Source organism: Sorangium sp. So ce394, assembly GCF_051474665.1.
Taxonomy (GTDB): Bacteria; Myxococcota_A; Polyangia; order Polyangiales; family Polyangiaceae; genus Sorangium; species Sorangium cellulosum_D.
This window is the reverse complement of sequence record NZ_CP150339.1, coordinates 8,840,186-8,866,431: the sequence shown is the minus strand read 5'-3', so window position 1 is coordinate 8,866,431 and position 26,246 is coordinate 8,840,186. Positions and strand designations below refer to the sequence as shown.

Below are 26,246 nucleotides of genomic sequence, written 5' to 3'. Positions count from 1 at the left end.
GATGAGAAGTTTTGATACTGGGGTGTTTGCGGCCTCGCCGGGTGGACGCGGGCCGCGGGGTCTCATTGAAGCGAAGGAGCGGAGTGCATGAAGACGTTGGGTGTTGGGCTCTCCAGGTACTCGCGATCCCTCGTCGCGGCGGCTGCGGTCGCGCTCCTCTCTGCCTCGCCGATCACGGCCTCGGCGGAGCACCCGGGGGCGACGCGGCCGGCCGCGCCCGGGGGTGCGCCGGCGGCGGCTCCGGGGGCGGAGAGCGCGCCTGCGGCAGAGCCCGCTGCCACGCCCGGTGCGGGCGAGTGGGACAGCTACTCCGTCGAGGTCTACGGCATGCTGGTCTCCCGCGCCGGGAAGGTCGCGACGCTGCGGCCGCTCGTCGCCACCAGCGCCACGCCGGTCGCCGCGGGGACCAAGGCGGTGCTCTTCCGCAGGATCGAGGATCCCAAGGGCGCGAGTCCCACGAAATATGTCGAGATCGCCAGGGTGACCATGAAGAAGATCGAGGCCACCGGCAACATGCAGCTCACCATCGACTCGGAGCAGCAGGCGCCGGCCGCGGAGAAGGGCAAGGCGCCGGGCCACTTCGTGAAGGGCGCGCGGCTCAAGCTCGCGATCCAGTAGGCCCGACATCGCCTCTGCTGAGCACGCCGCCCGCGTGAGCTGCGCTGCGCCGCGCCGCGCAGGGGCCGCCGCTGCAGCCGCCGCGCGCCGTCGCGGCGGAGGGGAGCGGCGCGCCGCCAGCGCGGCCCGCGCCAGGCCGCGCGCGGCCCGGGCGAGGCCGCCCTCCGGATCTCGCCGTCGCCGCACGACATTTTGAAACGCCGCGCCTCATCGTTGATAGAGTCGCCTTGCGGAGACGAGCGACGACGATGAACGCCCTTCGATCCTGGCTCTCGCAACTGAATCGCCCCGAGGTGACGGAGTTCGCCGTGGCCACGGGGCGCATGCCCAGCGTCAAGATCTCGGGCGCCTTCCAGGCCGTCGATCCCAGCGCCCTCACCACCGAGGACATCCTCATGCTCCTCAGCGCCCTCGGCGGCGGCCGCCACATCGAGGCGCTCGGCGCGAAGCCGTCGCAGTGGCACATCCGCATCGAGGGCATCGGCGCCATCTCGGTCGTCGCCGCGCGCCAGGGCGACCTCGTGCACGCCCGCATGACGCGGATGCAGCCGTCGTCCGCCGCGCCCGGGGCCGCCGCCGCCGCGCCCGGAGCTGCCGCCGCGCCGCCGGCCCGCCCCTCGCAGCAGTTCTCCATGCGGGAGCACCTCGCGCCCGAGGAGGCGCAGCGCCCGCCGCCGCGCGACCCGGACGCGAAGCGCCCGAGCTCCTCCGAGCTCGCGTTCGACCTCCGCGGCGCGTCGCCGCCGCCCGCCGAGCCCCGCGCCGGCCGCCCCTCGACGCCGCGCTTCGATCCGCGCGGCGAGGACGCGCCCGCCGAGCCCCGCGCCGGCCGCCCCTCGACGCCGCGCTTCGATCCGCGCGGCGAGGACGCGCCCGCCGAGCCCCGCGCTGGCCGCGCGTCCGCGCCGCCCGCCGAGCCCCGCGCCGGCGCCCGGCCGGCCGCGGCGGGCCCGCGCGCGCGGCCCTCGTCCGCCGACGTCCCGGCGGGCGCCCTCGACGGGCTGCTCGCCATGGCGCGCGATCAGGGCGCGAGCGATCTCCACCTCGTCGCCGGCCGCCCGCCGCTCCTGCGCGTCGGGGGCGAGCTCGTGCCGCACGGCGATCCGCTCGACCCGGCGGCGGTCGCGTCGCTCCTGCTCCCGCGCGTCCCCGCGCGGCTCTCGCCGGTCCTCGATGCCGAGGGCTCCTGCGACTTCGCCCTGGACCTCGCCGCGCTCGGCCGCTTCCGGGTGAACATCGCGCGCCACCGCCGGGGCTACAAGGGCTGCTTCCGCCTGATCGCGCGCACCATCCCCACCCTCGCGTCGCTCGGCCTGCCCGACGCGATCGGGCTCGCCACCCGCCACCATCAGGGCCTCATCGTGATCACCGGGCCGACAGGGCACGGCAAGACGACGACGCTGACCGCCATCGTCGACATCCTGAACCGCGAGACCAGCCACCACATCATCACGGTCGAGGATCCGGTCGAGTTCGTCCACGCGCGCGGCAAGGCGATGATCAGCCAGCGCGAGGTCGGCACCCACACCCGCTCGTTCGAGAACGCCCTCAAGGCCTCGCTGCGCGAGGACCCCGACGTCATCGTCGTCGGCGAGCTCCGGGACACCGCGACGGTGCGCATGGCGCTGGCGGCGAGCGAGACGGGCCACCTCGTGCTCGGCACGATGAACACCCCGAGCGCGGCGAAGACCATCGATCGGCTGATCGACCTCTTCCCGCCCGGCGATCAGCAGCAGGTCCGCGTCACCCTCGCGGGCGGCCTCCGGCTCATCGTCAGCCAGCGGCTCCTGCCGAGCGCGGACGGCAAGCGCATGGTGGCCGCCGCCGAGGTCCTGCCCGGCTCGGTCGCGCTGTGGAACCTCATCCGCGACTCGAAGACGTTCCAGATCCCGAGCCTGCAGCAGCGGGGGAAGGGCCTCGGGATCATCCGCCTCGACGACTCGCTGGCCGAGCTCGTCCGCGCCGGCAAGACGACGCTCGAGGCCGCGCTCACGGTGGCCGAGGCGCCGGACGAGCTCGAGGCGGTCCTCACCGGCAAGCGGCAGCCCGCGCTCGCGCCGGACAGGAAGCCGCCCGCCCCGCCGCCCGAGGCGTCGCGGCCCGGCGCCCCCGAGGCGGGCAAGGGCCTGTTCGAGCGCGCGGGCGCGCTCTTCGGGAAGAAGGGAGGCTAGCGTGGCCCGGATCGATCGCCTCTTCGACGAGCTCCTGATCAGGAAGGGCAGCGACCTGCACCTCGGCATCGGCTATCCGCCGCTCGTCCGCGCCCGCGGCGAGCTCGTCCCGCTGCGCGACACGCCCCTCGACGCGGCCGAGATGGAGGCGCTCCTCTTCGAGATCACGACCCCCGAGGAGCGGCGGCGCATCGTCGACGAGCTCGACCTCGATTTCGCCTATTCCTACGCGGACAAGGCCCGGTTTCGCGCCAACTACTTCTACAAGACCACCGGGCTCGCGGCCGTCTTCCGCACCATCCCGAGCAAGATCCTCTCCCTGGACGATCTCGGCTGCCCCGAGATCATCCGCCGGCTGTCGGAGCGGCCGAGCGGGCTCATCTTGATCACGGGCCCGACCGGCTCGGGCAAGTCGACGACGCTGGCGGCGATGATCGACCACATCAACCGCTCGCGCGCGTGCCATGTCCTCACGATCGAGGATCCGGTCGAGTTCGTGCACAGCCCGATCAAGGCCCAGATCACGCACCGCGAGGTCGGCCCCGACGCGGGCAGCTTCGCGAGCGCGATCCGCAGCGCCGGGCGGGAGGACGCCGACGTGATCTTGATCGGCGAGCTCAGGACGAACGAGACGATGAAGCTCGCCTTGCAGCTCGCGAGCTTCGGCGTCCTCGTCTTCGGCACGGTCCACACGAACAGCGCCGCCGCGACGATCGACCGCATCATCAACGCGTTCCCTGCCGACGAGCAGCTCCAGGTCCGCGGCATGCTGGCCGAGAGCCTCGCCGCGATCATCGCCCAGCAGCTCCTCCGCACGAAGGACGGCACGGGCCGCGTCGCCGCGCACGAGATCCTCGTCGGGTCCAGCGCGCTGTCCGCGATGATCCGCGAGGGCAAGACGTTCCAGATCACGAACCTGATGCAGGCCGGCCGCTCCGCCGGCATGCAGACGATGGACATGGCGCTGGAGCGGCTCGTCAAGAAGGACACCATCTCCGTCCAGGCGGCGCTCGAGAAGGCGATCGACAAGGACACCTTCCAGCGGCTCTTTCCCGACGCGCAGGGAGCGTGAGGGGAGCTGTCAAGGCGGTAGAAGATTGGATGATGAAGAAGAGAGAGAATTTAACGCAAAGGCACAAAGACGCAAAAATAAAGAGGATTAATTAATATATCTCTCTTCTTTGCGCCTTTGCGTTAAATTCTCCCTCTCTCGTCCGACATCCCTGTTCCAGCAGATCACGACGCGAGGCGGCGCGGCAGATCCACGGTGAAGCAGGCGCCCTCGCCCCACTGGCTCGCCACCTGGATCGTGCCCCCGTGCGCCCGGACGATCTCGTTCGCGAGGTAGAGCCCGAGCCCGAGCCCGCCGTAGAACCTCGACGAGACCGCCCGCTCGAAGCGCGTGAAGATGCGCTCCAGATCCTCGGGCGCGATGCCGATCCCGTGATCGCACACGACCACGCGCGCCGCGTCGCCGCGCGCTTCGACGGTCACCTCGATGGGGCGGCCGGCGCCGAACTTGGTCGCGTTGTTGAGCAGGCTCCTCACGACCTGCGCGACGCGGAGCCGGTCGAAGCGGCCGAGCACCGGGCCGCGCGCGTCGAGCTCGACGCGACAGCCCGCCCGCGAGATCGCCTCGCCGAGCTCGACCACGACCTCGCGCGCCAGCGCGGCGAGGTCGACCTCCGCGAGCTCCAGGTCGAGCCCGCGGCGGGCGACCCGGTCGACGTCGAGGAGGCTGTCGAGGAGCACCTCGATCCGCTCGACCTGCCCCAGGCTCGCCGCGACCATGCGCTCGAGCGACGGCTCCGCGGCCTCGGTCGCGAGCTTCTTCTGCAGCAGCCCGAGCTTCAGCTTGAGCGGCGTGAGCGGCGTGCGGAGCTCGTGGGAAGCGACCGAGAGGAACTCCTCGCGGAGCTGGATCGCCCGCTGCGCCTCGCGGTAAAGCCGCGCGTTGTCGAGCACGATCGCCGCCCGCCGCGCGAGCTCCTCCACGAGCTCGGCGTCGGCCCGGCCATAGGGCGGCGCCGCCCCCGTCCGCACCAGCGAGAGCACGCCGAGGCAGCGATCCCGCGTCAACAGCGGCGCGTTCAGGTACGCCGCCGGCGCGAGCGCGAAGAGCGCCTCGGGGCGCGCCGCCGCCGCGGCCCAGCGCCGCATCAGGCGATCGTCCACGCGGCCGAGCTCGGCGCGCTCCGCGCCCAGCGCGCGGCGGGGCGCCCACGGCGCGCCCTCGGGCGAGGCGAGCGCGCGCAGCCGCCCGGCGCTCTCCGGCGAGCCCGCCGCCACGGCCGAGAGCTCGAGCGCGCCCGCCTCGTCGAGCACGTAGAGCGCGGCGCCCTGGGCGAGCTCCGGCACCGCGACCTCGGCGATCGCCTGAAGCGTCGCCTCGTAGCCGAGATCGGCCACGAGCCGCCGGGTCGCCTCCGCCAGGAAGCGCTCGGCCATCGCCGCCCGCTTGCGCTCGGTGATGTCCGTGGAGATGCCGCAGACCGCATACGCGGCCCCCGCCGCGTCGCGCAGCGTGAACTTGAGGGTCAGGTAGGTGTGCGGCCCGTCCTCCTGCGGGAACACCTCCTCGAGATCGAGCAGCGTCTCCCTCTCGATCGCCCGGCGATCGTTCGCGGCGAACCGATCCGCGGTCTCCCGCGGGAAGATATCGTGATCCTTCCGGCCGACGATCCGATCCCGCGGCCGCTGGACCGCCCGCTCGAAGCACCGGTTGACGAGGAGCAGGCGGCCCTCGAGGTCCTTCACGTAGATGATCGCCGGCGAGTTGTCGACGATGGCCTGGAGCAGCTCCTCGCTCTTCTTCAGCGCCGCGTAGAGCGACGCGTTCTCGAGCGAGATGGCGGCCTGCGCCGAGAGCAGCTCGAGCACCGCGAGCGTGCCCTCGGAGAACGCGCCGCGCATCGCCGCGTTCTCCAGGTAGAGGATCGCGGAGGCCCCGGGGCGCCGCGCGATCGGCATGCACAGGACCGATCGCGGCCTGGCCTGCGCGACGTACTCGTCCGCCGAGAACCGCGACTCCGCCGCGTCGTCGAGGACGACCGGCTCGCCGGTCCGGCGGACGTAGTCGACGATCGACAGCGGCAGCGCGGCGGAGGACGCCGGCGCGCGCGCCTCGCCCGCGAGCGCCTCCGCGAACGGCCTGCCCTCCTCGATCCGCGCCCTCGCCCGGATCGACGCGGCGCCGCGGCCGGCCTCCAGCAGGTAGCCCTTCTGCGCGCCCGCGTGCGCGAGCACGACCCGGAGCAGCGCCTCCTCGAGCCGGGGCACGAGGATCTCGCCGGAGATGCTCTGCGACGCCTTCACGACGGCCAGCCGATCGAGCTCCTCGGCCGGCATGGTGACCGTGCTGGACGCCGCGAGCGGCCGCGCCGCGAGGTGCGGATAGAGCTGGTCGAGCTGCTTCACCTTGGCGTCGGCGCCCCAGCGGGCGTACGACGAGCGGGCCGCGCCGAGGTAGGCGTCGGCGATCAGGTCGAAGCCGCGATCGCGGTAGAACGCGGCGGCGAGCTCCTGGGCGAGCGCCTCGCCCTGGACGAAGCCGTTCGCGCGCGCGGCCCGGATGGCCTGCTCGTAGCGGCGCATCGCGGCGAGCTCGTCGCCCGCGATGCGCGCGATCTCGGCCGACACCAGCGCGAGGCGGTCCTCCTGGTTCGCGGGCTCGACGTCCGCCCAGCGGCGGAGATCCGCCTCGTGCGCGCGCAGGGCGGGGAGGAGCGCGCGCCGCTCGGCCTCGGGCAGCGCGCGGGCATGGCAGGACAGCGCGAGCGCCGCGATGTACCCGTGGTCGGCGGCCTGGATCTGGCCGGTCACGATGCCGAGCAGCTCGCCCGCCGCGGCCGCCGCGTCGACGGCCTCGCCGTAGCGCCCGAACACGAGCGCCGCCTGGGCCGCGTAGAGGCGCTCGTAGAAGCGCGTGAGCGGCGACACCGCCTCGCGCGGCCGGGCGCCTTCGTGCTCCGCGCCCTCGCCCGCCCGGCCCGGCTCGCGGCCGCGCAGGCGCTGCACGAACCGGTGCAGGACGGCCACGACGTCGTGAATGGCGTCGTACCGGGCCTGGCGCGTGAACTCCAGGCGCCGTTCGGCCTCGGCGGCGACGTCCGCCAGGGGATCGCCCGACGCGAGGCGCAGCGCCACGATATGAAGACAGCAATACGAGGCGTGGATGAGCGCGCCGGTCTTGATGGCCTCGTCGAAGGCCTCGTGGAAGAGGCCGACCACGTCGCGGAAGGGGCGGATCCAGGGGTCGATGAAGGTGCTGATCATGTGGAGGATCTGCGCCCGGCTCCCGGCCTGACCGCCGGCGTCGAGCAGCGCGCGGGCGAGCTCGCCGAACCGGTAGCTCTCCCGGTAGAGCCCGAGGACGCGGCCGAGCGTCCCGCCGAACGCGACGTAGCCGGGCGGAGAGGCGTCCGAGTTGCCCGCGCGCAGGCTGAGCCGGACCATGTGGCACGCGATGAGGCCGTAGAGGTCCGGATCCGTGTAGTAGGCCGACGGCAGCGCGGTCGACAGGGTGAGCATGAGGGCCGCGGTGTCCGCATCGGCCATGCGCGGCAGCCGGGCGAGCGCCTCGGCGCGGCGATCGCGGATCTCGCCCCACACCTCGCGCGCCGCGCGCTCCACGGCGTCGCGCGCCGGGTGGAGCGGGAGGTCGACGCCGAAGCGGCGCGCGCAGGCGAGGGCGCTCCGCGCCGCCCGCTCGAAATCGGCCCGCGTCGTGTGCAGATCGATCTCGATGCGGTGGACCTCCGCGAGATCGAGCCGGCTCCGGGCGCGCCCGAGGAGCGCGCCGACGAGCCGCTCGGCGGCGGCGAAATCGCCGCTCAGGAAGGCGCAGCGCGCGCCCTCGCCGTGGAGCGCGAGCGCGAGCGCGTAGTCCTCCTCCCACGCGTCGTCCGCGAGCAGCGCCATGCCCGCCGCGAGGTAGCGGGCCGCCGCCGCGAAGGCGGAAGAGGCCTTGGCCCGCCGGCCCGCCATCAGGTTGAGCGTGGCGATCCGGTCCCTCTCGCGGCGGTCCGTGACGAGCGCCGAGCCCAGGTTGAGGTGGTCGGCGATCTCGAAGATGCGCGGGTCGGCGGCGTCCGCCGCGGCGCGGGCGGAGAGCAGCCGGCCGATGCGGAGGTGCGCCGCCGCGCGATCCTCCTCCGGGATGAGCGCATAGGCCGCCTGCTGGACGCGGTCGTGGAGGAAGCGGTAGGTGTCGCCGGACCGGAGGAGCAGCCCCGCGCGCACGAGCTCCCGGTGGTCCTCGTGAATCGCGCCCGCGGGCCGATCCCGGATGACGGCGAGGGTGCCGGCGTCGACGGTGCTCCCCACGCAGGCGGCGAGCGTGAGCGCCTCCTGGGCGGGCTCGGAGAGGCGCTTGATCTTCGTGATCATGAGATCGATCACGTTGTCGGCGAGGCCCTTCTCGCGGATCGCGCCGATGTCCCACCGGAAGGCGCCGGCGCGCAGATCGGCCTCGAGCAGGCCCTCTTTGTGGAGCATGGCCAGGAACTGCGTGGCGAAGAACGGGTTGCCGGCGGTCCTCTCGTGGACGAGCCGCGCGAGCGAGTCGCTGTCCTCGCAGCTCGCCTGGACCGTGTCGGCGACGAGCCGCTGGACGTCCCGGGTGGAGAGCGGCGGGATCTCGATCTCGCGGAGCGGCGCGCCGGCGCCCCGCGCGCGCTCGATCATGCGCGCGAGCGGGTGGAGCGGCCCCACCTCGACGTCGCGGTAGGCGCCGATGGCGAGCAGGTGCCGCGCCTCGGGGTGGGTGACGAGCTGCTCTAGGAGCGAGAGGCTCTCCGGGTCTGCCCACTGGAGGTCGTCGAGGAAGAGGACGAGAGGGCGCTCCGCGCGGCAGAAGACGCCGACGAGCTGCCGGAGCACCGCCTCGAACCGGCGCTGCCCCTCGGTCAGCGGCAGCTCGGGGGCGGGCGGTTGCTCGCCGAGGATGAGCGCCACCTCGGGGAGGACGTCGATGACGAGCTGCGCGTTCTTGCCGAGCGCCGCGGAGAGCCGCCGCCGCCACGCGCCGACGACGGGCTCGCTCGCGCCGAGGACGCCGAGCAGGAGCTCGCGGAGCGCCTGGACGAGCGTGGCGTAGGGGAGGTGCCGGTGCCGCTGGTCGAATTTGCCCGCCGCGAAGAGGCCGCGCCCGCGGACCGACGTGCGGTGGAGCTCCTGCACCAGCGACGTCTTGCCGGCCCCGGCGCCGCCGGCGAGCAGGACGAGCTCGGGCGCGCCGCGCAGGGCGACGCGCGCGAAGGCGGCGAGGAGGGCGGAGGCCTCGCGCTCGCGGCCATAGAGCTTCTTCGAGATCCGGAAGAGGCCGGAGAAGTCGTGCTCTCCGAGCGGAAATGGGTCGATGTGAGCGACCGTCGTGAGCCGCTCGAGGCAGCGCTCGAGGTCGCGCGTGACGCCGCGCGCGCTCTGGTAACGGTCCTCGGCGGCCTTGGCCAGGAGCTTCATGACGAGCTCGGACACGGTCCGCGGGATGCCGGGGACGAGCTCCGAGGGCGGCCGGGGGAGCACGGCGGCGTGGCAGTGGACCCACTCCAGGGCATCGCCGGCCGAGAAGGGCAGGACGCCCGTGAGCATCTCGTAGAGCGTGACGCCGAGCGAGTAGAGGTCGGCGCGGTGATCGACCGCCCGGTCCAGGCGCCCTGCCTGCTCCGGCGAGATGTAGCCGAGGGTCCCCTCGATGACGCCCGGGCTCCGCCCATCGTCCTCCTCCTCCGGGAGGAAGGACGCGAGATCGAAGCTCACAATCTTCACCTCTCCCGACTCGGGATCGAGGAGGATGTTCTGCGGTTTGATGTCCTTGTGGACAACCCCCTTCGCATGGATGTCCGCGAGCGCGGCGGAGGTTCGGGCGGCGATCGTCAAGAAGCGCCCGAGCTCCATGGGCTCGCCCAGCATCCGGTCGAGCGAGCGCCCGCGGAAGTCCTCCAGGACGAGCGCCGGCCGGTCCCGGTACGTCGTCAGCTCACACGGCCTGATGGCGGTCTCTTCGCTGAGCCTCCGCCCGATCTCGAGCTCGTGGCGCAGGCGCGCCACGTCCCGGCGATCGAGGCGCTCTGCCCGAGGAATCTTGAGCAATACCGGACAGCCGTCCTCGTTCCGCACGCCGCGGTGGACGACATACCTGGTCTCCTCGCGCAGGACCTCCGTTAGCGTGTAGCGATCGGGCCTGGGCATGGCCCTCAACCGGCGGCCAGGCTGCGCCGCGCGAGCCGTCGAGTCCGCCCGCGCTCGGCGCGGCGCGCGCCCCGGCGCGCTGCTGGGCGGCTTAGCGGCCGGCTCGGCGGGCGGCTTCGCGCAGAGCGCCACCGAGCGCTCTCCACAGCAGAGGGCGACCGAGCACGCCGCGGGCTGGCCCGGTAGATCGGCTCCACTGTAGGGAGTGTGCTGGCCGGCACAGTGGCGGTCAAGCCGCGGGGGCGTATCGACGTCTGCCGTCCACCGCGTCCACCGCAGCTCGGGCCGCGAAGGCGCGCGGCGCGCGGCGCAGCGATGCGGGCTCGAGCGCGCGCGACGACGGCTCCGCTCCGGCGGCCCCGCGGCCTTCGCGGAGCTTCCGTCTGGCGCGGCCGGGGGCGACGCGCGTATCCTTGTGGGCCCAATGCATCCGCCCGCACCCGATACCGCTTCGCTCGACCTTGACGCCTATCTCGCCCGCATCGGCTACCGCGGGGCGCTCGCTGCCACGCGGGAGGTGCTCGATGCGCTGCACACCGCGCACTCCTACTCCATCCCTTTCGAGAACCTCGATGTCCTCCTCGGCCGGCCGATCCGCATCGACCTGGCCGGCGTGCAGGAAAAGCTCGTCAAGGCGCGCCGCGGCGGCTACTGCTTCGAGCAGAACACCCTGTTCGTCGCGGCGCTGCGCCGGATCGGATTCAAGGTCACGACGCTCATCGCGCGGGTGAGGTACCATCGGAGCGATATCGGCCCGCGGACTCATATGCTGTCCCTGATCGAGCTGCCCGAAGGGCCGTTCATCGCGGACGTCGGCTTCGGCGGTCCGGGCCTCACGCAGCCGATCCGGCTCGTGGAGGGGGAGAGCCAGGCGCAGGCGCACGATGTGGTCGGCCTGCGCCGGGAGGGCGACGCGTGGGTGCTCGAGTCGAGGGGGCGCGAGCCGTGGCAGGACCTCTATGCGTTCACGCTCGAGGAGCAATTCCCGGTCGATTACGAGGTGGCGAACCATTACACGTCCACCCACCCCGACTCGCTGTTCGTGAGCAATGTGCTCGCGGCGATCTCCTCGCCGGAGGCGCGCGTGACGCTGCGCAACCGCCAGCTGGGGGTGCTCCGGGGCGGCCAGGTCCAGTGGTTCGAGCTCGGGGACGACGAGCTCCTCGACGTCCTGAAGACCCGCTTCGGGCTGGAGCTCCCGGCCGGAGCGCGGCTCTCCTGCGCTGGCCTGAACGGCTGAAGCGGCGGCCCCGCGAGCGGGGATGTCCGGCGCGCGCCGCCTCGGGCGCGGGCCGTCGCGGGGGCGAGGCGGCGACGGGCCGGCGGGCGCGGCTCGCCGGCCGCGCCCGCCGCCCGTCGCGCTGCCGCGTCAGTGGACGCGCCCGATGCCGCGGCGGATGAACGCCGAGCGGCTCGCGGCCGCGCCGGCCGCGCCGCCGCGCCCCGCGGCGCCTGCGAAGATCGGGGCGGGCTCGCAGACCAGCGCCTTCAGGTCCTGGTTCCGGCGCCCGAGGTCGTTCAAGAAGCGCAGCTCGCCGGTCACCGGGTCAGGCATGTTGATGCCGGTCATGAAGCCGGACAGCGTCGCCTCGCCCCCGAGCGACCTCGGGTTCACGTGCAGGAACGGCGTCCCGGTCTCCGCGGCCCCGTGGCACCCGTTGCAGGTGTTGAGCGAGAACTTGTGCCGCGCCTCGTTGTTGAGGATGCCCGGGGCCGTCCACGCCGTCAGGTTGTTGAACGACGAGCCGCCGAGGAACGGGCTCCCCTGGAACGAGTCAGGCACCGTGTGTTGCTCCGCGACGATCGCCGCCTCGTTCTGGTTCACGTAGGCCGCGAGCGTGGCCGAGCCGTCGAAGCCGATGTCCGGCGTCAGCTTGACGGTCTCCGGGCGCAAGAAGCCCGTGTCGGCCGAGAGGACGAACTCGCGCAGCTCCCACGGGCCTGCCAGCGCGATCTCGTTCGTGCGGAGCTGCCCGAGCGAGCTCCCGTTCGGCCTGCCGGGCGCGGCGTTCCGGCCCGCGAACCGGGAGGTGATGTCCTGGAGGGCGGCGTTGTACTCCTCGGACGGGAAGGGCAGGCTGCCGAGGGCGTGCCAGTCGTTCGCCCAGTCGAGCACGTCGGCCTCGGTCGACGCGGGGAGCTTGTACTCCAGGATGATGGTGAACTGCTGCGGGAAGCCCTGGCTCACGACGCCGAACACGAAGCGCCCCTCGCCGGCGTGACCTTCGGCGAGGTTCCGCACGTCGATCCTGTTGACGATGCCGAGCAGCAGGAGCGGCGCCTGCGTCAGGTCGAGCGACCCGTCGGGGCTCCTCGGCCACTCGTCGAGCACGACCTGCTGAATGGCCGGGCGCGCCGGCACCGTGAAGCCGTTCACGACCTGGTCGGTCAGCCAGGTATTGAGCATTTGCTCGACCATGGCCGGCGCCTCGGCGGGCGTGGGGGCCATGTCCTCCATGAGGCGCGCGAACGTCCACGCGCCGGTCCGGGGGTCTTCCGGCGGCCCATTGAAGGTCGTGCGGATGGGATCCTCGACGACGCTGAGGTGCTTCACGAAGATCTCGCGGCTCGTCCGGACGAAGCAGCCGGTGGGCTCGGCGAGCTCGAAGTTGAGGGCGCCTGAGCCGACGAGGAGCTCGGTCGAGCTGAAATTGAGCACGTCGAAGGGGATCTCGTGGACGCCGGGATCCGCGTCCTCGGTGCCGTTCACGGTGACCGCGAAGGTCGCCGTGCTCCCTGGCGGGACGCCGGGGATGAACGTGGTATCTCCGGAGACGTTGATGCCCGGCGACGGGTTGAAGATCTGGAGGGCATAGTCCCCCGGGGCGCACGCGCCGACATCGTTGTTGGCGACGGCGACCTGGTACGCCACCGGCGTGTTCGGGGGGACCGGCCCGCTGCTCGCGGGCGTGACGGTGATCGTCCCGGGCCGCCTGAGGCAGGAGAGCTGAGCGATCTCGCTCGCGGTCGTCGGGCTGGCGGAGAGCCACACCTCGTCGATCAGGCCCGTGAAGCGCTGCTGCTTCTGCTCGTTGCCGCCGATGTGGATGGGCGCGTTGACGTCGCGGATCGTGCCTGCGGCGCTGAGCTGCCCGACCTGCTCGCCGTTCAGGAACAGCCGCACGAACCTGCCGTCGTAGATGCCCGCGACGTGCGTCCACACGTTGGCCTCGATGGGAGCGCGGGAGGTGACGGTCCGGCCGTCGGTCAGGGTCACGGCGAACCGCGCCTCGCCGTTGCGGATGCCGAGCGAGAAGCCCCTGTCTCCGCTGTCTCGCTCTTGCACGATCGTCTGCAGGGTCGACTCGGACACCGAGGTCGGGTTGACCCACGCCGCGACCGCGAGGTTCTTTCCGAAGGTGAAGAGGGGATTGTCGTCGGCGCTGACGGTGTCTTTTTTCTGGTCGAACGAGATGGCGAGGCCGCTGATGCCCTGAGCGCAGGCGGCGCTGGCCGAGCGGGTGGCGGTCGTGCCGTTGCCTGACGAATCGAGCAGCTCCGTCGTCGAGCCGTTGCAGTCGTCGAACTGCCAGAAGGCGACCGCGGGCGGCCCGACCGGGGTTGGCTCGACCGGCCCGCCGCCGGTGCCCCCGCCGACGCCGGTGCTGCTGCTGCTGCTGCTGCTGATGCCGGTGCTGATTCCGCCGGTGCCGCTGCCGCCGGTGCCGCTGCCGCCGCTGCCCCCGACGCCGACGCTGACGGCGATCGAGGCGCCTTCCGCCTCGTCGAGCGCCAGCTCTGCGTTGCCGAGCGAGCCTTCATCGACGCCATAGCTTCCGCATGCGGCGGCGCCCAGGGCGAACAGGGCGAGGACCGCAGCCGAGCTGGTTTTGGTTGCGAGAGGATGGGCGAAGCCGAAGGAGAGGTTCCGCATCTACGTTCTCGTTGGGTAAGAGTTGACTGCACGAGCGTGGTCCGGCCGCAGCGCGATCTGCGGCTGGTGACGCGAGCAGGCGTTGGTTCAGACCCGACCGGGCTGTTCGGGCTTGGGCGCTGGTGCGGAGCGCCCCATTGTTTCTCAAGCAATGGATATGCCCGCTGCTGGACGGCGATTTCCCCCTTGCCGCATCGACCCCAGCCTGCCTGGCCATGTCGCAGGAGGCCGACACTGGCACATCTGGCACACCATTTTTACGATGGCAGGCGGGGGGCTCGAGCCCCCACAAGCACGCTTCCGACGCGTCCTCATCGTGCGCCGCTGCGCCGCGTCTACGCCAAAGCTCCTCTCTGGAGCCGCGCGCCCGTCGCTCTTCGTCCCGAACGCCGCGCCTCTGACGTCCGTCGCCCTGCGCGACGTCGTTATGCGCAGCAACGCCCGTCGCGCCGCGCTCCTGGCGGCCGCGGTGCCCCGGTCGATCCCGGCAAGTTTCCGCCGCTCCCCCCGCTACAACCTCACCCCTGATCTCTGATACACGTCAGCGGAGCCCTCTCGCGCAGCAGACGGCCCTCCCCCCGAATCTCTGACCCACGTCAGCGGAGCCCTCCCGCACAGGAGACGGGCCCAGATCGGCGTTTTCGGCGCGGAGGCGTACTCTTGTACGCCGAGCACCGAAAACGTCGAGATGGGCCCGTATCCGAAGCGGGAGGGCTCCTCAGGACGAGGTCCAGCGGGGGCCGGTGGGGGTGTCTTCGAGGACGACGCCGGCCTCGGCCAGCAGGTTGCGGATGGCGTCCGCCTTCGCGAAATCCTTCGCCTTCCGCGCGGCCTGGCGCATCGCGATCAGCCGGTCGATGGCGGCGTCGCCCCCGCGCCCCGCCGCGCTCTCGGAAGGGGCGACCGCATAGTCGGCCACGAGCGCCGGATAGAGCGCCGGCTCGGCCATCTCCACGCCGAAGACCCAGAGATGGCGCGCCACCGCCCGGTACACCGCGAGCAGCGACGCGCGGTCGTCGCACTGCTCGATCCCCGCCGAATAGAGCGCGCTCACGTAATCGAAGAAGGCCGCCACCGCGTTCGGCGTGTTCAGGTCGTCGTCCATCGCCTCGACGAAGCGCGCGATGAACCGCTCGGTGTGCTCCTTGAACTGGCCGTGGACGTACTGGTGGCGCATCCTCGGGAACCGCTCCTCCTCGGGCCGCTGCGACGCATACGCGCCCGGCGCGAGCGGCTCCTCCCCCGCGCCGCGCAGCTTCTCGGCGAGGACCGCCGCGAGCTTCTTGATGCGCGCGTAGCCCTGGGCGCTCTGCTGGAGCAGATCCCAGCCGAACGGGAGCTTGCACCGGTAATGGTGCGTCACGAAGAACCACCGCGCCTCGTCGTGGCCGTGCCGGGACAGCAGCTCCTCGACGGAGATGACGTTCCCGAGGCTCTTCGACATCTTCACCTCCTTGAGATCGAGGTGCTCGGGGTGCAGCCAGTAGCGCACCCACGGCCTCCCGCAGAGCGGCTCGCTCTGCGCGATCTCGTTCTCGTGGTGCGGGAACATGTTGTCGATTCCGCCCCCGTGGACGTCGAAATGGTCGCCCAGCAGCGCCGTGCTCATCGCCGAGCACTCGATGTGCCAGCCGGGCCGCCCCGTCGGCCACGCGCCCTCTCCGGTCGGCCAGCTCGGCTGGTCCGGGGAGGTCGGCTTCCAGAGGCTGAAATCCGCCGGGTGCCGCTTCCGCGCGAAGTCCTCCTCGACGCGGCCGCTCGCCCCGACCTCCTGCTCGTCGACCTTGCGCCCCGAGAGCTCACCATAGGAGGGGCACGTGGCGACCTCGTAGAAGACCTCGCCGTTCACCGAGTACGCGTGGCCCTTCTCGATGAGGCGCTTCACCATGTCGACCTGCTCGTCGACGAAGTCGGTGGCGCGCGTGTAGACGGCGTAGTCCTTGATGTGGAGCTTGCGGCAGTCGCGCCGGAAGGCCGCGATGTTCCGCTCGGCGACGTCAACCGCGCCCTCGCGCTCGTTCGCGCGCTGCATGATGCGGTCGTCGATGTCCGTGTAGTTGATGATGCTCAGCACGTGATTGCCGCGGTACTCGAGGTAGCGGCGGAAGACGTCCCAGAAGCAGTAGGTGCGCGCGTGACCGATGTGCATCGGCGCGTAGACCGTGAGGCCGCATGTGTAGATGCGCACGATCTTCGGCTGGGCGGAGACGAATGGCTCCTTCTTCCTCGTGAGCGTGTTATGGACCTTGAGCGGCATCGGCCACCTGCGTGAATGTGCGAGCTGCCCCCCGGACCGCGTACGCTACCCTGGCGCCGCTCCCCGGTCAACGCGGAACATCGCCGCCGTTCCCGTGGTTCCCGTGGTTTTCCGCACGCTTGCGCCCGTCGTATCTTCGATCTACGCAGGCGTGCATGCACATCACTTCAAGGACCTTGCTGTTCGTCCTCACGGGCGCGCTCGCCGCCTGCGCGTCCAACCCGCCGCCCGTCGAGACCGCTCCGCCGCCGGCTCCGGCTCCGGCCGCCGAGCCGGCCGCGCAGCCCGAGGCGGCGGCCCCGCCCCCGGTGGATCCGGCAGAGGAGAAGAAGAAGGCGGAGCTGGCCAAGCTCGCCGAGGACACGAAGGCCATGGAGGCCAAGGCCGACCAGGAGGCCGCGCGGTTCGACGACGCGCTCAAGGCCGAGGTGAAGGCGCTCCTCGCGGCCAATCACCCGAGCGCCGGCGCGGCGCTGCGCGCGGCGCTCAAGAGCAAGCACCGCGTCCCGGGCAACGCCGAGCGGGACGCGGCCCGCCACCCCGTCGAGACCCTGGAGTTCTTCGGCCTCAAGCCGACGAGCACCGTCGTCGAGCTCGGGGCAGGGGAGGGCTGGTACACCGAGCTGCTCGCGCCCGTGCTCGCCAAGAAGGGCAAGCTCATCGTCACGTCCTTCGACCCGAACGGCCCCGCGGACTCGCGCAACACCCTCTATGGCAAGCGGCTGAAGCGCACGCTCGATAAGTCGCCCGACCTGTTCGGCAAGGTCGATGTCGTCGTCATCGACCGCGACAACCCGAAGCTCGGAATCGACGGCAAGGCCGACCTCGTGCTCGCCATCCGCGAGGCGCACGGCTGGCATCGGAACGGCAAATTCGACACCTACGTCGCCGAGGCGTTCAAGGCGCTCAAGCCGGGCGGCGTCTTCGGCATCGTGCAGCACCGCGCCAAGCCCGACGCGAACCCCGACGAGAGCGCCAAGCAGGGATACCTCCCGGAAGCGTGGGTGATCCAGAAGGTCGAGTCGGCCGGCTTCAAGCTCGCGACCAAGTCCGAGGTGAACGCCAATCCGAAGGACACGAAGGACTATCCGGAAGGGGTCTGGACGCTGCCGCCGAACTTCCGCCTCGGCGACAAGGACCGCGCGCGCTACGCCGCCATCGGCGAGAGCGACCGGATGACCCTCAAGTTCGTGAAGCCCGCCCGCTGACCCCCGCCCGCGCACATCCCACCCGCGCCTCGCGCGCCGCGCCGACCCGCCGCTACGCGGGCGCCGCGGCGCCGTCCGAGGGCGGCCGCGCGGCCACGCGGCGCATCGGGATCGCGGCGCCCGGGGCCCCCGTGGCCCGGTGCGACGTGAAGCCGAGGCCGTCCAGCATGGCCGGCGACGCGTAGACGCCCGTCGCCGCCGTCTCCGGCAGGCACGAGGAGAGCTCGAGCACGTTCCCGCCCACCACCGAGCCGTCCTCGGTGACCACCACGTCGCCGGCGTGGAGGCAGAAGCGCACGCCGACCCGCAGGTCGCGCCGGTCCGGCCCGGCGATCCGCTCGTACAGCGCGAGCGCGGCCGCGATCGCGCGGCGGCGCGCCTCCTCGGCGCCGCGCTCGTCGCGCGGCCAGTCCGCCGAGAGCAGCACGCTGGTGCTCGTGACCGCGAGCGGCGAGAACCCCGCGGTCGCGAGCTCGGTCATCGCCTCCGGGAGCACCGCCTCGAAATCGGTCAGGAAGGAGTCGGTCGGCGCCTCGAGCGCCCGGGTCTCGGCGAGGACCTCGACGAGCATCCCGATGGCGAGGCGGCGGACGCGCCCCGCCTCCTTCGCGTCGGTGCGGAGGACCCGCGCCGTCGCGGCCCGCACGTCCTCCAGGAACGCGGCGACGTCCGGGTGGCGGCCCGCGGGGTCCTTGCTCATGGCCCGCACGACGATGTCGTCGAACGCCGGGTCGACCGGCGCGTGCAGGCTCGGGCGGGGCGGCGCCTGGTGGAGGTGCAGGTGGCGCAGCACCGGGTACGCGCTCGCCGAGAAGGGCATGGCGCCCGCGATCATCGTGTAGAGCAGCGCGCCGAGCGCGTAGACGTCGGTCCGCATGTCGACCGGCCGGTTCAGGAGCTGCTCGGGCGACATGAACGCCGGCGTCCCCACGACGTGCCGCGACGACGTGAGCGAGAGATCCGTCGTGCCGAGCAGCTTCGCGATGCCGAAGTCGAGCAGCACCACCCGGAGCCCGCCGCCCTGCTCGCACAGGATCACGTTCGAGGGCTTCACGTCCCGGTGGATGATCCCGAGCGCGTGGACCGCGGCGAGCGCGCTGCAGAGCGGATCGAGGATCGCGAGCGCCTCGTCGGCCGGGAGCCGGCCGCGCGAGAACAGGTGCTGCTCGAGGCTCCTGCCCTGCAGCAGCTCCATCGCGTAGTAGGGCCGCCCGTCCTCGAGCTGCCCGACGTCGAGGATCTCGACGACGTTCGGGTGCCGGATCCGCCCGATCGCGTCGACCTCGCGCTGGAACCGGAGCACCACGTCGGTGCGCGAGATGAGCTCGGCGTGCATGATCTTGACCGCCGCCGGCGCCCCGCTCGTCGCGTGCACCGCGCGGTAGACGACGCCGAACCCGCCCTCGGCGATCACCCCGTCGAGGAGGTATTCGCCCGCCCGCGGCGCCGCGGCGATCGGGATGCCGGGGCCGTCGCCCTCGCGATCGCGCGTATCGAGCGTGCGCTGGTCCCAGGTCGGCGCCGTGCCGGCCGCCGTCGCGCCCGCCGCGGGCGCGACGGGCGCGTCCACCGCCGGCTCGGCGAGGGACGGCTCATCGTCTCGAGAGGAGGTCTTCATACATGACAGCCGTCGACTTCCTGCGTTACTGTAGGAGTAAGCCGGTGTCCAACGCGACCGTCGGCTGCCCGAAATCGAGCCGATCATGCACCGCTGCGCCGTATGTCACGGGCGGCTCGCCGACGGCGCGCCGTGCGCCAGGGATGGCTTCACGCCGCCGCCCGGCGAGCCCGACGTCGTGGCAGGCGCGGCGCCCGCGATCGACGGCTTCTCGCTGCAGGGGCCGCTCGGGCGCGGCGGCTTCTCGGACGTCTGGGCCGCGGAGCGGGACGACGACGGCGCGCCGGCGGCCATCAAGGTGGCGCGGCAGGCGGCGGCGAGCGTCCGCGAGCGGTTCCGGCGCGAGGCCGCGCTCCTCGAGCGCGTGGGGGTGCCCCACGTCGCGCAGCTGTACGCCCAGGGCGAGCTCGCCGACGGCCGGCCTTACCTCGCGATGGAGCGGCTCTTCGGCCGGACCCTGGCCGACGAGCTCGCCGCGCTCCGCGCCCCGCTCGACCCGGACCGCGCCGCCGGGCGCGCGGACGCGATCCTCGCGGTGCTCGAGGCGGCGCACGCGCGCGGGGTCGTCCACCGCGATCTCAAGCCGGAGAACCTCTTCCTGCTCCGCGCGAGCGGCCGCGCCGTGCTGCTCGATTTCGGCCTCGCGAAGCTCGCCCCGGGCGACGACCAGCCGGCCTCGTCGGTCCGCGCCACGCGCGCCGGCGACGTCGTGGGGACGCCGGAGTACATGGCCCCGGAGCAGCTCCGGGGCGACGCCGCGCGGATCGACGCGCGCGCCGACATCTACGCGTTCGGCGTCGTCCTGTTCGAGCTGCTCACCCTGCGCCCGCCGTTCGTCGGGAACGAGGACGCCATCGAGCACGGCCACCTGGCGCTGCGCCCGCCGCGCCCGAGCGACCTCGCGGACGTCCCCGAGGGGCTCGAGGAGCTCACGCTCGCCTGCCTCGCCAAGGACCCGAGCCGCCGGCCCGCCAGCGCCGCCGCGCTCCGGCGCACCCTGCACGCCCTGCGCGCGCGCCCCGCCGCCGACACCCTCCCGCCGCCGTCGTCGCCGCGCTCCGGGCCGCGGTCGTCGCGGCCGGGCGACGGCGTCGCCACGGCCGCCGCCGAGGGGCGCCAGCCGGTCGCGCTGCTCCTCGCCGAGGCCGGCGCCGGGCCGGTGATCGCGGCGGTCGGCAGCCGCCGGGGGTTCGTCGCGCGGCAGCGGGGGCAGCGCTGCCTCGCCGTGTTCTCCGCGCGGGACGTCCACGACCCGGCCCGCGCCGCCCTCGCCGCGGCGCGCGAGATCGCGGAGCGCGGCGGCGCGCGCGTCGCGCTGCACCTCGCCAGCGTGCGCCTGCGCCGGGTCCCCGGCGGCATGCACGCGGCCTACGGCTCCCCGGTCGAGCGCCCCGAGACGTGGCTCCCCCCCGAGCCGTGGCGGGGCCTCGCGATGACCGAGGAGTTCCAGCGCGCGCTGCCCGAGGAGGAGCTCGCCCCCACGCCGCCGGACGACCCGGAGAGCCTGGGCGAGCCGCCGCTGCTCGGCCGCGACGACGTGCTCTCGGCGCTCGCGGGCAGCGCGACCGAGGCCTTCGACGGGGCGTGCCCCGGCCTGTTCACGCTGATCGGCGACGCCGGCCTCGGCAAGTCGCGCCTCACGGCCGAGGCCGCCTGCATCGCCGGCGTGCCGGTCCCGGACGTGCGCGTGGTGGTCGTGCGCGCGCTCCACCCCATCCACGGCGGCGCCGCGCAGGCGGTGCGCGCGCTCCTCCGCGTCGCGCTCGACGCGCCCGACGACGCGCCCGACGACCCGCGGGGCTTCTGCGTGGCGCGGCTCGGCGAGCCGCTCGGCAGCGCGACGTGGGAGGCGGTCGCGGCGGCGCTCGGCTGGGCGGATCCGGGGGGCGGACGGCTGTCCGGCGCGGCCCGCCACGGCCTGATGCTGGCGCTCGCCGAGGCGCTCCGCCAGCGGGCGCGCCGCGGCCCGCTCGCCGTCATCCTCGACGACGCCGACCAGGCGGACGACGTGCTGCTCGACGCCCTGGAGTACGCCACGCTCGACGGCGAGGGCGTCCTGCTCTGGGCGGTCGTGACCGCGCGCCCGCGCTTCGAGCACGCCCGCCCCAGCTGGGGCCAGCGCAACCAGCGCCACACCCGCGTGACGCTCGCGCCGCTCGCGGAGGAGGCGGCGATGGACCTCGCGTCGCGGCTGCTCCTGCCCGCCGAGTTCCCGCCGGCCGAGACCCTCCGCCGCCTGGCCGACTGGGCGGGGGGCAACCCGGACTGCCTGCGCCAGATCGTCCGCTCCCTCAAGCACGCCGGGGTCGTGCGCCGGCGCGCCGGCGGCGGCTTCTACCTCGCGACCGCGGAGGTCGAGGCGCTGCCGCCCGCGCCGGCGTGGCAGTGGCTCGCGGCGCGGCAGCTCGACGAGCTCCCGGCGGAGCTCGCCGCGTGCGCCCGGGTCTGCTCGGCGCTCGGCATGTCGTTCGATCGCGCCGAGCTCGAGGCGGTGCTGGACGGCCTGGAGCGCGCGGGCGCCGCCGGCTCGATGGTCGACGCGGGCTTCGGGCTCTCGGCGCTCGTCGAGCGGCGGATCCTGCTGCGCGACAGCGAGGTCGGCGGCGGCGCGGACGACCGCCACGCGTTCCAGAACGCGATCTTCCAGGAGGCGGTCTACGAGATGCTCGACCCGGCGCACCGCGCCGCGATCCACCTGAGCGCCCTCGCGTACTGGCGGGCGCAGGTGGCGGCCGGCTCGACCGACGGGCTCCGCGCGCTCGCGCGCCACGCGGCCGCGAGCGGCGAGTGCGCCGAGGCCGCCGACGCTTACCTCGCGCTCGGCGATCTCGCGTCGGCGCGGCACCATGTCGTCGAGGCGGACCAGCGCTACGGCGCCGCGCTCCAGGTCGCGGCGCCGGGCGACGCGCGCCGGCGCGTGCGCGCGCTCGCGGGGCGCGGCAGGAGCCGGTACCGCATGTGCCGCCTGAAGGAGGCGCGCCGCGATTTCGGCGAGGCGCTCGCGCTGGCCGAGGCGCTCGGCGACGCCCACCAGAGGGCGAGCCTGCTGCTCGAGGACGCGACCGCGCTCGACTGGGACTTCGACTTCGAGGCGTCGGCGCGCCGGGTGGACGAGGCGCGGCCGCTCGTCGACGCGGCGCGCTCGCCGGAGCTCGCGCTGCTCCTCCGGGTCGCCGAGGGCCGGACCTCGTGGCGGCGGGGGAAGCTCGAGGCGTCGATCGCGGAGCTCACCGACTGCGCCGAGCGCGCCGGGGCGTCGGGCGACTACGACGCGCGCGTCCTCGCCCTCATCATGCTGTCGTTTCAGCTCGCGTCGGCGGGCCGCCGCGAGGAGGCCGAGCGGGCCTTCGGCGATCTCATCGCCCTGCTGACGGCGGCCGGCGACCGGTTCCACCTCTGCGCCGCGTACATCAACCGCATCGCGCTGTGGGCCTGGAGGTGGTCGCTGCCTGGCGCGGTCGACGACCTCCGTCGCGCGGTCGATCTCGCGCGCGAGATCGGCAATCCGTGGCTCGAGAAGATGGCTTCGTACAACGTCGCCGTGCTCCTTCACTGGAGCGACAGGCAGCGTGAGGCGCTCGCGCTCGCGCGGCGCGCCCGGTGGCTGGAAGAGCAGGCCTCGGAGCGCCCCGTGCCGCACACGGCGATCCTGCTCGCGCAGATTCACCTCGTCCTCGACGAGTACGAGCAAGCCAGCCAGCTGGCCCTGTGGATCGCGCGATCCTGCGTCCTCGAGCCGGGCGACGTCCGGGACTACGCCTTGCTCGAGCTCGTGCTCTCCGAGGTCGGTCTCCGGCCGGCCGGGTCCGCCTCTCTGTCGTGGGACGAGGCCATCGCGCTCGCGAGAGACCAGCCCATCGTCGAGAACACGCTTCAGCTCTTCTACTGGCGTGCTCGAATGGCGCTTCGTCGAGGACACACCGGAGAGGCGGAGGAGTCGCTCGCGAGCGCGCGGGCGCTCCGCGCGGCGAGCCCCATGTGGCTGTCTCGCTTCGACGAGCTGGAGCGCAGGCTGGAGGAGGCGTCGCGAACGGACGTTCGTCCAACCCTGACGGCTTGATTCGACAAGCCATGTCCCCGCGCCGCGTTTGGGCGAGCACGGCTATCCGTGCACGCAGTGTATACCAGTTTTCAGTATTGCGCGTCTTCCTGGAAAATGAAACAGTGTGGGATTAAGAAAACAGCGCTTGTAGTCTTATGTCTGACGCTGTAATGACCCAGGAGGAAAGCGGAATGTCCTCGATTCGCTTCGTCGCAGTTGGTGTCCTTGGCGCCTGTGTGCTCACGGCGGGGTGCATCGGACCATCCGATGTCGAGCCGGTCGAAACGGCCGAGACGGCGGAGGCGCCGCTGGGGCGCCGCACGGTGGCGCCCATCGGCGCGAACGGCCTGGCTCCCGCTCACTTCTGGGCGCAGGAGAACCGCGCGGCGTTCCGTGCGCTCGGCGGCGCTGCGCTCGCCGGCGGCGGCGTCCTGGCCGCGACGTCGCTGCTCGGCACCGAGGGCGGGAGGAGCGTGCTCGACTATACGATACGTTGCGCGCTGTCCGAGGGTCAGGTCGTCCACGCACCGAACGGCGATCCGTATTACGGCTCCTTTGGTTTTGCGCCGGCCTGGACAGGTCGTGCGCTCAACCTCTCGGAGCAGCGCTGGGTTTCGGCGTGCATCTTTCAGCACCTGAACGGCTCCGGCGCGCATGTGGATATCCTGCTGAGGGGCGGCCATCCGGCCCTCGCGTGCTCCCCGGAAGAGGCGCCCTTTCTCGATTTCTTCGTGCGGGACGCCACGATGTTCGGAAACGCCTTCCTCCCCGGGCCCATTGCCGGGTTCGCCTGCATCGATCCCGATCTGACGGGGGAGCTCTCGAGGATATCGCTGAGCTGCCCGCTCGATCTCAACCTCCTCGAGCTCGACAGGCTCTGCGGTCATGTGCCGACGTGCGGGATCGCCTTCGTCGGGCTCTGCAACCTGGCCTGCACGGAGGACACCGCCGGCAACAAGACGTGCAACACGCTCCCGCTGCTCGGGCCGCTGCTCGGGCCGATCCTCGGGCCCATCCTCGGACCAAGCTACGCGGAGACCATCCGGACCCAGCTACGCGACGCGGATCTCCTCCCGCTCTACCCAGGTTGCGGCCTGCTCTGACCGGCGCCGGCGGGCGGCAGGGGAGCTCGCCGCGCGCCGGCGGGCGCAGCGCGCTGCCTGCCCGCGCGGCCACGCACCTCGTCACGTCCCGAGGCGCGCCTTCAGCTGCTGGATGGCGTCGGCGATCGCCTTGTCCTCGCGGAAGCAGCACGGGTCGTTCCGCCTGCACCGGGCGCCGTGCAGCACCTGGAGCTCGAAGAGCGTGCGCTCGTCCCCCTCGGCCGCGGCGCGGCCGAACAGCGCCCGCTTGCCGTTGCACGTGGCCTTGCGGAACGCGAACGTGACGCGGAGCGCGGGGGTCGCGCGCGCCATCACCTCGGGCCTCGCCAGGATCTCGCTGGCGCGCCGGGCCGCCTTCGTGCCCCCCCGGGCGCGCACGACGTCGAGCAGCACGTCCAGCCCGCCGGTGCCGAGCCGGTTCGTGAGCAGGTCGAAGATCTGGTCCGCCGCCGGGTTGTCCTCCTCGAACGCGATGCCCGCCACCGTGGAGAGGACCTCTTCGCGCAGGCCCCGGCTCAGGACGAGCTCCGGGTCGGCCTCGGCCAGGGCCAGCATCGACTGCGCGCCGAGCACCCAGTTCCTGATCGCCACCGCCTTGCCGAGCTGCGCGCGCAGCCCGGCGGCGCCCCGGTCGTCCTCCTCGGGCGGCGCGCTCGCCGGCGCTGCCGGCGGCGGCGCTATCGGCGCGGGCGGGGTGACCACGGCGGCGACCGCGGGCGGCTCCGCGGCTGGCCTGGGCTGCCGGAGGACGAGCCAGAGCGCGACGCCGATCGGGAGCGCCGCCGCGGTCGCCAGCGCCACCGCGAGGGGCACCCAGCGCGCCGAGGGCGCGGGCCGGCGGTGCGCGTGGGCGAGCAGGGTCTTCCGGGGGCCTGACCAGGCCGGCGGCGCCGCCTTGGGGGCGCCTTGCGCAGGCTGCGTCGCCGGCGCCCCCGGCGCCGCCTGCGCAGCTGGCGCTCGCGGCGCGGGTTGCGCTCCCGGCCCGGCGTGCGCCCCCTGCGCGGCGTGCGCTCCCTGCGCGGCCTGCGTCGCCTGCGCGGCGTGCGACCCCTGCGCGCCGCTCCCGACCGCCGCCCGCGCGATCGCCGCCAGCGCCTCGTCGAGCGCCGCGACCGCATCGGCCGCCGTCTGGTAGCGGAACGACGCGTCGTGCTCCATGAGCCGCGCCACGGCCTGCTCGACCTCGTAGGGCACGACCAGATCCGGCGCGCGCAGGCGGAGGGCCGGCGGCCCCGCCGCGCCCTGCTGCTTGAGCCGCGCGACGATGTTCTTCGTGTCGAAGGGGTGATGTCCGGTGAGCATCTCGTAGAGCACGAGCCCGAGCGCATACAGGTCCGCGCGCGCGTCCACCGCATCCATCCCGCGCAGCGCCTCCGGCGCCAGGTACGCGAGCGTGCCGAACACCTCGCCCGCGTTCGTGAGGGCCGGGGTCGGGCCCGCCGTCTTCCGGCTCTGGCTGGACAGGAGATCGACATTCACCTTCGCCAGCCCGAAATCGATGAGCCGGACCTGATCGTGCGCGTCGAGCAGGACGTTCAGCGGCTTCACGTCGCGGTGGACGATGCCCTTCTCGTGCGTCGCCGAGAGCGCCGACGCGAGCTGGCGCGCGATGCGGAGCGCCCGCGCGGGCGGCAGCCGCCCCTCGGCGATCACGTCCTTGAGCGGCGTGCCCTCGACGTACTCGAGGACGAGGAAGAACGACGCGTCGTCCAGCTGACCGAAGTCGATGGCCGCGACCACGTTCGGGTGCCGGATGTGGGCGCCCGCGACGGCCTCGCGCTCGAACCGGGCCACGAGCTCCGGCATCCGCCGGGCGAGCGGCCTGAGCACCTTGATGGCGACCCGCTTGCGCAGGTGCACCTGTTCGCCGCGGTAGACGGCGCCCATCCCGCCCTCCCCGATGAGCGCGTCGACGCGGTACCGCCCCGAGATCAGGCTCCCGACCAGCGCGTCGCCGCCCGCGGCGCCGGCGGCGGCCGCCGCCTCGATGTCCTCGGCGAGCGCCGAGCTCGAGAGCTCCTCCAGCGGCGCGGCGGCCGGCGCGCCGACCTTCGGCACCGCGAGCTCCTCGATGTAGGCCGAGCCGAGCGGCTCTTCGGCCGAGCCGAGCGGCTCTTCGGCCGAGCCGAGCGGCTCTTCGGATCGCGGCGTCTCCGGCATGCGG

The 26,246-nt window shown here is 73.1% G+C and carries 12 protein-coding genes; 7 read left to right on the top strand and 5 right to left on the bottom strand.

Annotation, left to right across the window (positions count from 1 at the left end):
• The first annotated feature begins 87 nt into the window (after positions 1-87).
• The 3 genes from WMF33_RS32550 (at position 88) to WMF33_RS32540 (ending at position 3,861) form a co-directional block, all read left to right on the top strand.
• The gene (locus WMF33_RS32550) at positions 88-618 is read left to right on the top strand and encodes a hypothetical protein (RefSeq protein WP_437332279.1); all 531 of its coding nucleotides are present in this window, start codon (positions 88-90) and stop codon (positions 616-618) included.
• 248 nt (positions 619-866) lie between these two features.
• Positions 867-2,789, top strand: a complete 1,923-nt coding sequence (locus WMF33_RS32545) for a PilT/PilU family type 4a pilus ATPase (protein WP_437332278.1) — start codon at positions 867-869, stop codon at positions 2,787-2,789.
• Between the two features lies 1 nt (position 2,790).
• Positions 2,791-3,861, top strand: coding sequence for a type IV pilus twitching motility protein PilT (locus tag WMF33_RS32540; protein ID WP_061624770.1), 1,071 nt, complete (start codon positions 2,791-2,793; stop codon positions 3,859-3,861).
• 164 nt (positions 3,862-4,025) lie between these two features.
• Here the strand turns inward: WMF33_RS32540 and WMF33_RS32535 are convergent, their stop codons facing one another.
• A complete protein-coding gene (locus WMF33_RS32535) occupies positions 4,026-9,980 on the bottom strand; it encodes an AAA family ATPase (protein ID WP_437332277.1) in 5,955 nt (1,984 codons plus the stop codon).
• A gap of 424 nt (positions 9,981-10,404) precedes the next feature.
• On the opposite strand from WMF33_RS32535, the gene WMF33_RS32530 reads away from it, so the two are divergent.
• Positions 10,405-11,220: an arylamine N-acetyltransferase family protein gene (locus tag WMF33_RS32530; protein ID WP_437332276.1), complete on the top strand. Its 816-nt coding sequence runs from the start codon at positions 10,405-10,407 to the stop codon at positions 11,218-11,220.
• A 129-nt stretch (positions 11,221-11,349) separates the two neighbouring features.
• Here the strand turns inward: WMF33_RS32530 and WMF33_RS32525 are convergent, their stop codons facing one another.
• Both WMF33_RS32525 and cysS read right to left on the bottom strand, forming a co-directional pair.
• The gene (locus tag WMF33_RS32525) at positions 11,350-13,854 is read right to left on the bottom strand and encodes a LamG-like jellyroll fold domain-containing protein (protein ID WP_437332275.1); all 2,505 of its coding nucleotides are present in this window, start codon (positions 13,852-13,854) and stop codon (positions 11,350-11,352) included.
• 718 nt (positions 13,855-14,572) lie between these two features.
• The gene (cysS, locus tag WMF33_RS32520; protein ID WP_437332274.1) at positions 14,573-16,111 is read right to left on the bottom strand and encodes a cysteine--tRNA ligase; all 1,539 of its coding nucleotides are present in this window, start codon (positions 16,109-16,111) and stop codon (positions 14,573-14,575) included.
• Positions 16,112-16,266: 155 nt separating this feature from the next.
• Between cysS and WMF33_RS32515 the strand changes: the two genes are divergently transcribed.
• Positions 16,267-17,319: a class I SAM-dependent methyltransferase gene (locus WMF33_RS32515; RefSeq protein ID WP_437332273.1), complete on the top strand. Its 1,053-nt coding sequence runs from the start codon at positions 16,267-16,269 to the stop codon at positions 17,317-17,319.
• 52 nt (positions 17,320-17,371) lie between these two features.
• On the opposite strand, the gene WMF33_RS32510 is transcribed toward WMF33_RS32515, so the two are convergent.
• Complete coding sequence (locus WMF33_RS32510; RefSeq protein WP_437332272.1) at positions 17,372-18,937, bottom strand: serine/threonine-protein kinase; 1,566 nt, start codon at positions 18,935-18,937, stop codon at positions 17,372-17,374.
• An 85-nt stretch (positions 18,938-19,022) separates the two neighbouring features.
• Here WMF33_RS32510 and WMF33_RS32505 point away from each other — a divergent pair, with 85 nt between their 5' ends.
• Together WMF33_RS32505 and WMF33_RS32500 are read left to right on the top strand one after the other, a co-directional pair.
• Positions 19,023-22,997 (top strand): protein kinase domain-containing protein, encoded by a 3,975-nt coding sequence (locus WMF33_RS32505; RefSeq protein WP_437332271.1) that lies wholly within the window; start codon positions 19,023-19,025, stop codon positions 22,995-22,997.
• Between the two features lie 173 nt (positions 22,998-23,170).
• A complete protein-coding gene (locus WMF33_RS32500; protein WP_437332270.1) occupies positions 23,171-24,082 on the top strand; it encodes a hypothetical protein in 912 nt (303 codons plus the stop codon).
• 81 nt (positions 24,083-24,163) lie between these two features.
• On the opposite strand, the gene WMF33_RS32495 is transcribed toward WMF33_RS32500, so the two are convergent.
• Positions 24,164-26,242: a protein kinase domain-containing protein gene (locus tag WMF33_RS32495; RefSeq protein ID WP_437332269.1), complete on the bottom strand. Its 2,079-nt coding sequence runs from the start codon at positions 26,240-26,242 to the stop codon at positions 24,164-24,166.
• Positions 26,243-26,246: the final 4 nt, after the last annotated feature.

Coding starts and splice junctions, on each gene's coding strand:
- cysS (WP_437332274.1), bottom strand. CDS start 16,111: ATGCCGCTCAAGGTCCATAACACGCTCACGAGGAAGAAGGAGCCATTC.
- WMF33_RS32515 (WP_437332273.1), top strand. CDS start 16,267: ATGCACATCACTTCAAGGACCTTGCTGTTCGTCCTCACGGGCGCGCTC.
- WMF33_RS32535 (WP_437332277.1), bottom strand. CDS start 9,980: ATGCCCAGGCCCGATCGCTACACGCTAACGGAGGTCCTGCGCGAGGAG.
- WMF33_RS32510 (WP_437332272.1), bottom strand. CDS start 18,937: ATGAAGACCTCCTCTCGAGACGATGAGCCGTCCCTCGCCGAGCCGGCG.
- WMF33_RS32500 (WP_437332270.1), top strand. CDS start 23,171: ATGTCCTCGATTCGCTTCGTCGCAGTTGGTGTCCTTGGCGCCTGTGTG.
- WMF33_RS32530 (WP_437332276.1), top strand. CDS start 10,405: ATGCATCCGCCCGCACCCGATACCGCTTCGCTCGACCTTGACGCCTAT.
- WMF33_RS32550 (WP_437332279.1), top strand. CDS start 88: ATGAAGACGTTGGGTGTTGGGCTCTCCAGGTACTCGCGATCCCTCGTC.
- WMF33_RS32545 (WP_437332278.1), top strand. CDS start 867: ATGAACGCCCTTCGATCCTGGCTCTCGCAACTGAATCGCCCCGAGGTG.
- WMF33_RS32495 (WP_437332269.1), bottom strand. CDS start 26,242: ATGCCGGAGACGCCGCGATCCGAAGAGCCGCTCGGCTCGGCCGAAGAG.
- WMF33_RS32505 (WP_437332271.1), top strand. CDS start 19,023: ATGCACCGCTGCGCCGTATGTCACGGGCGGCTCGCCGACGGCGCGCCG.
- WMF33_RS32525 (WP_437332275.1), bottom strand. CDS start 13,854: ATGCGGAACCTCTCCTTCGGCTTCGCCCATCCTCTCGCAACCAAAACC.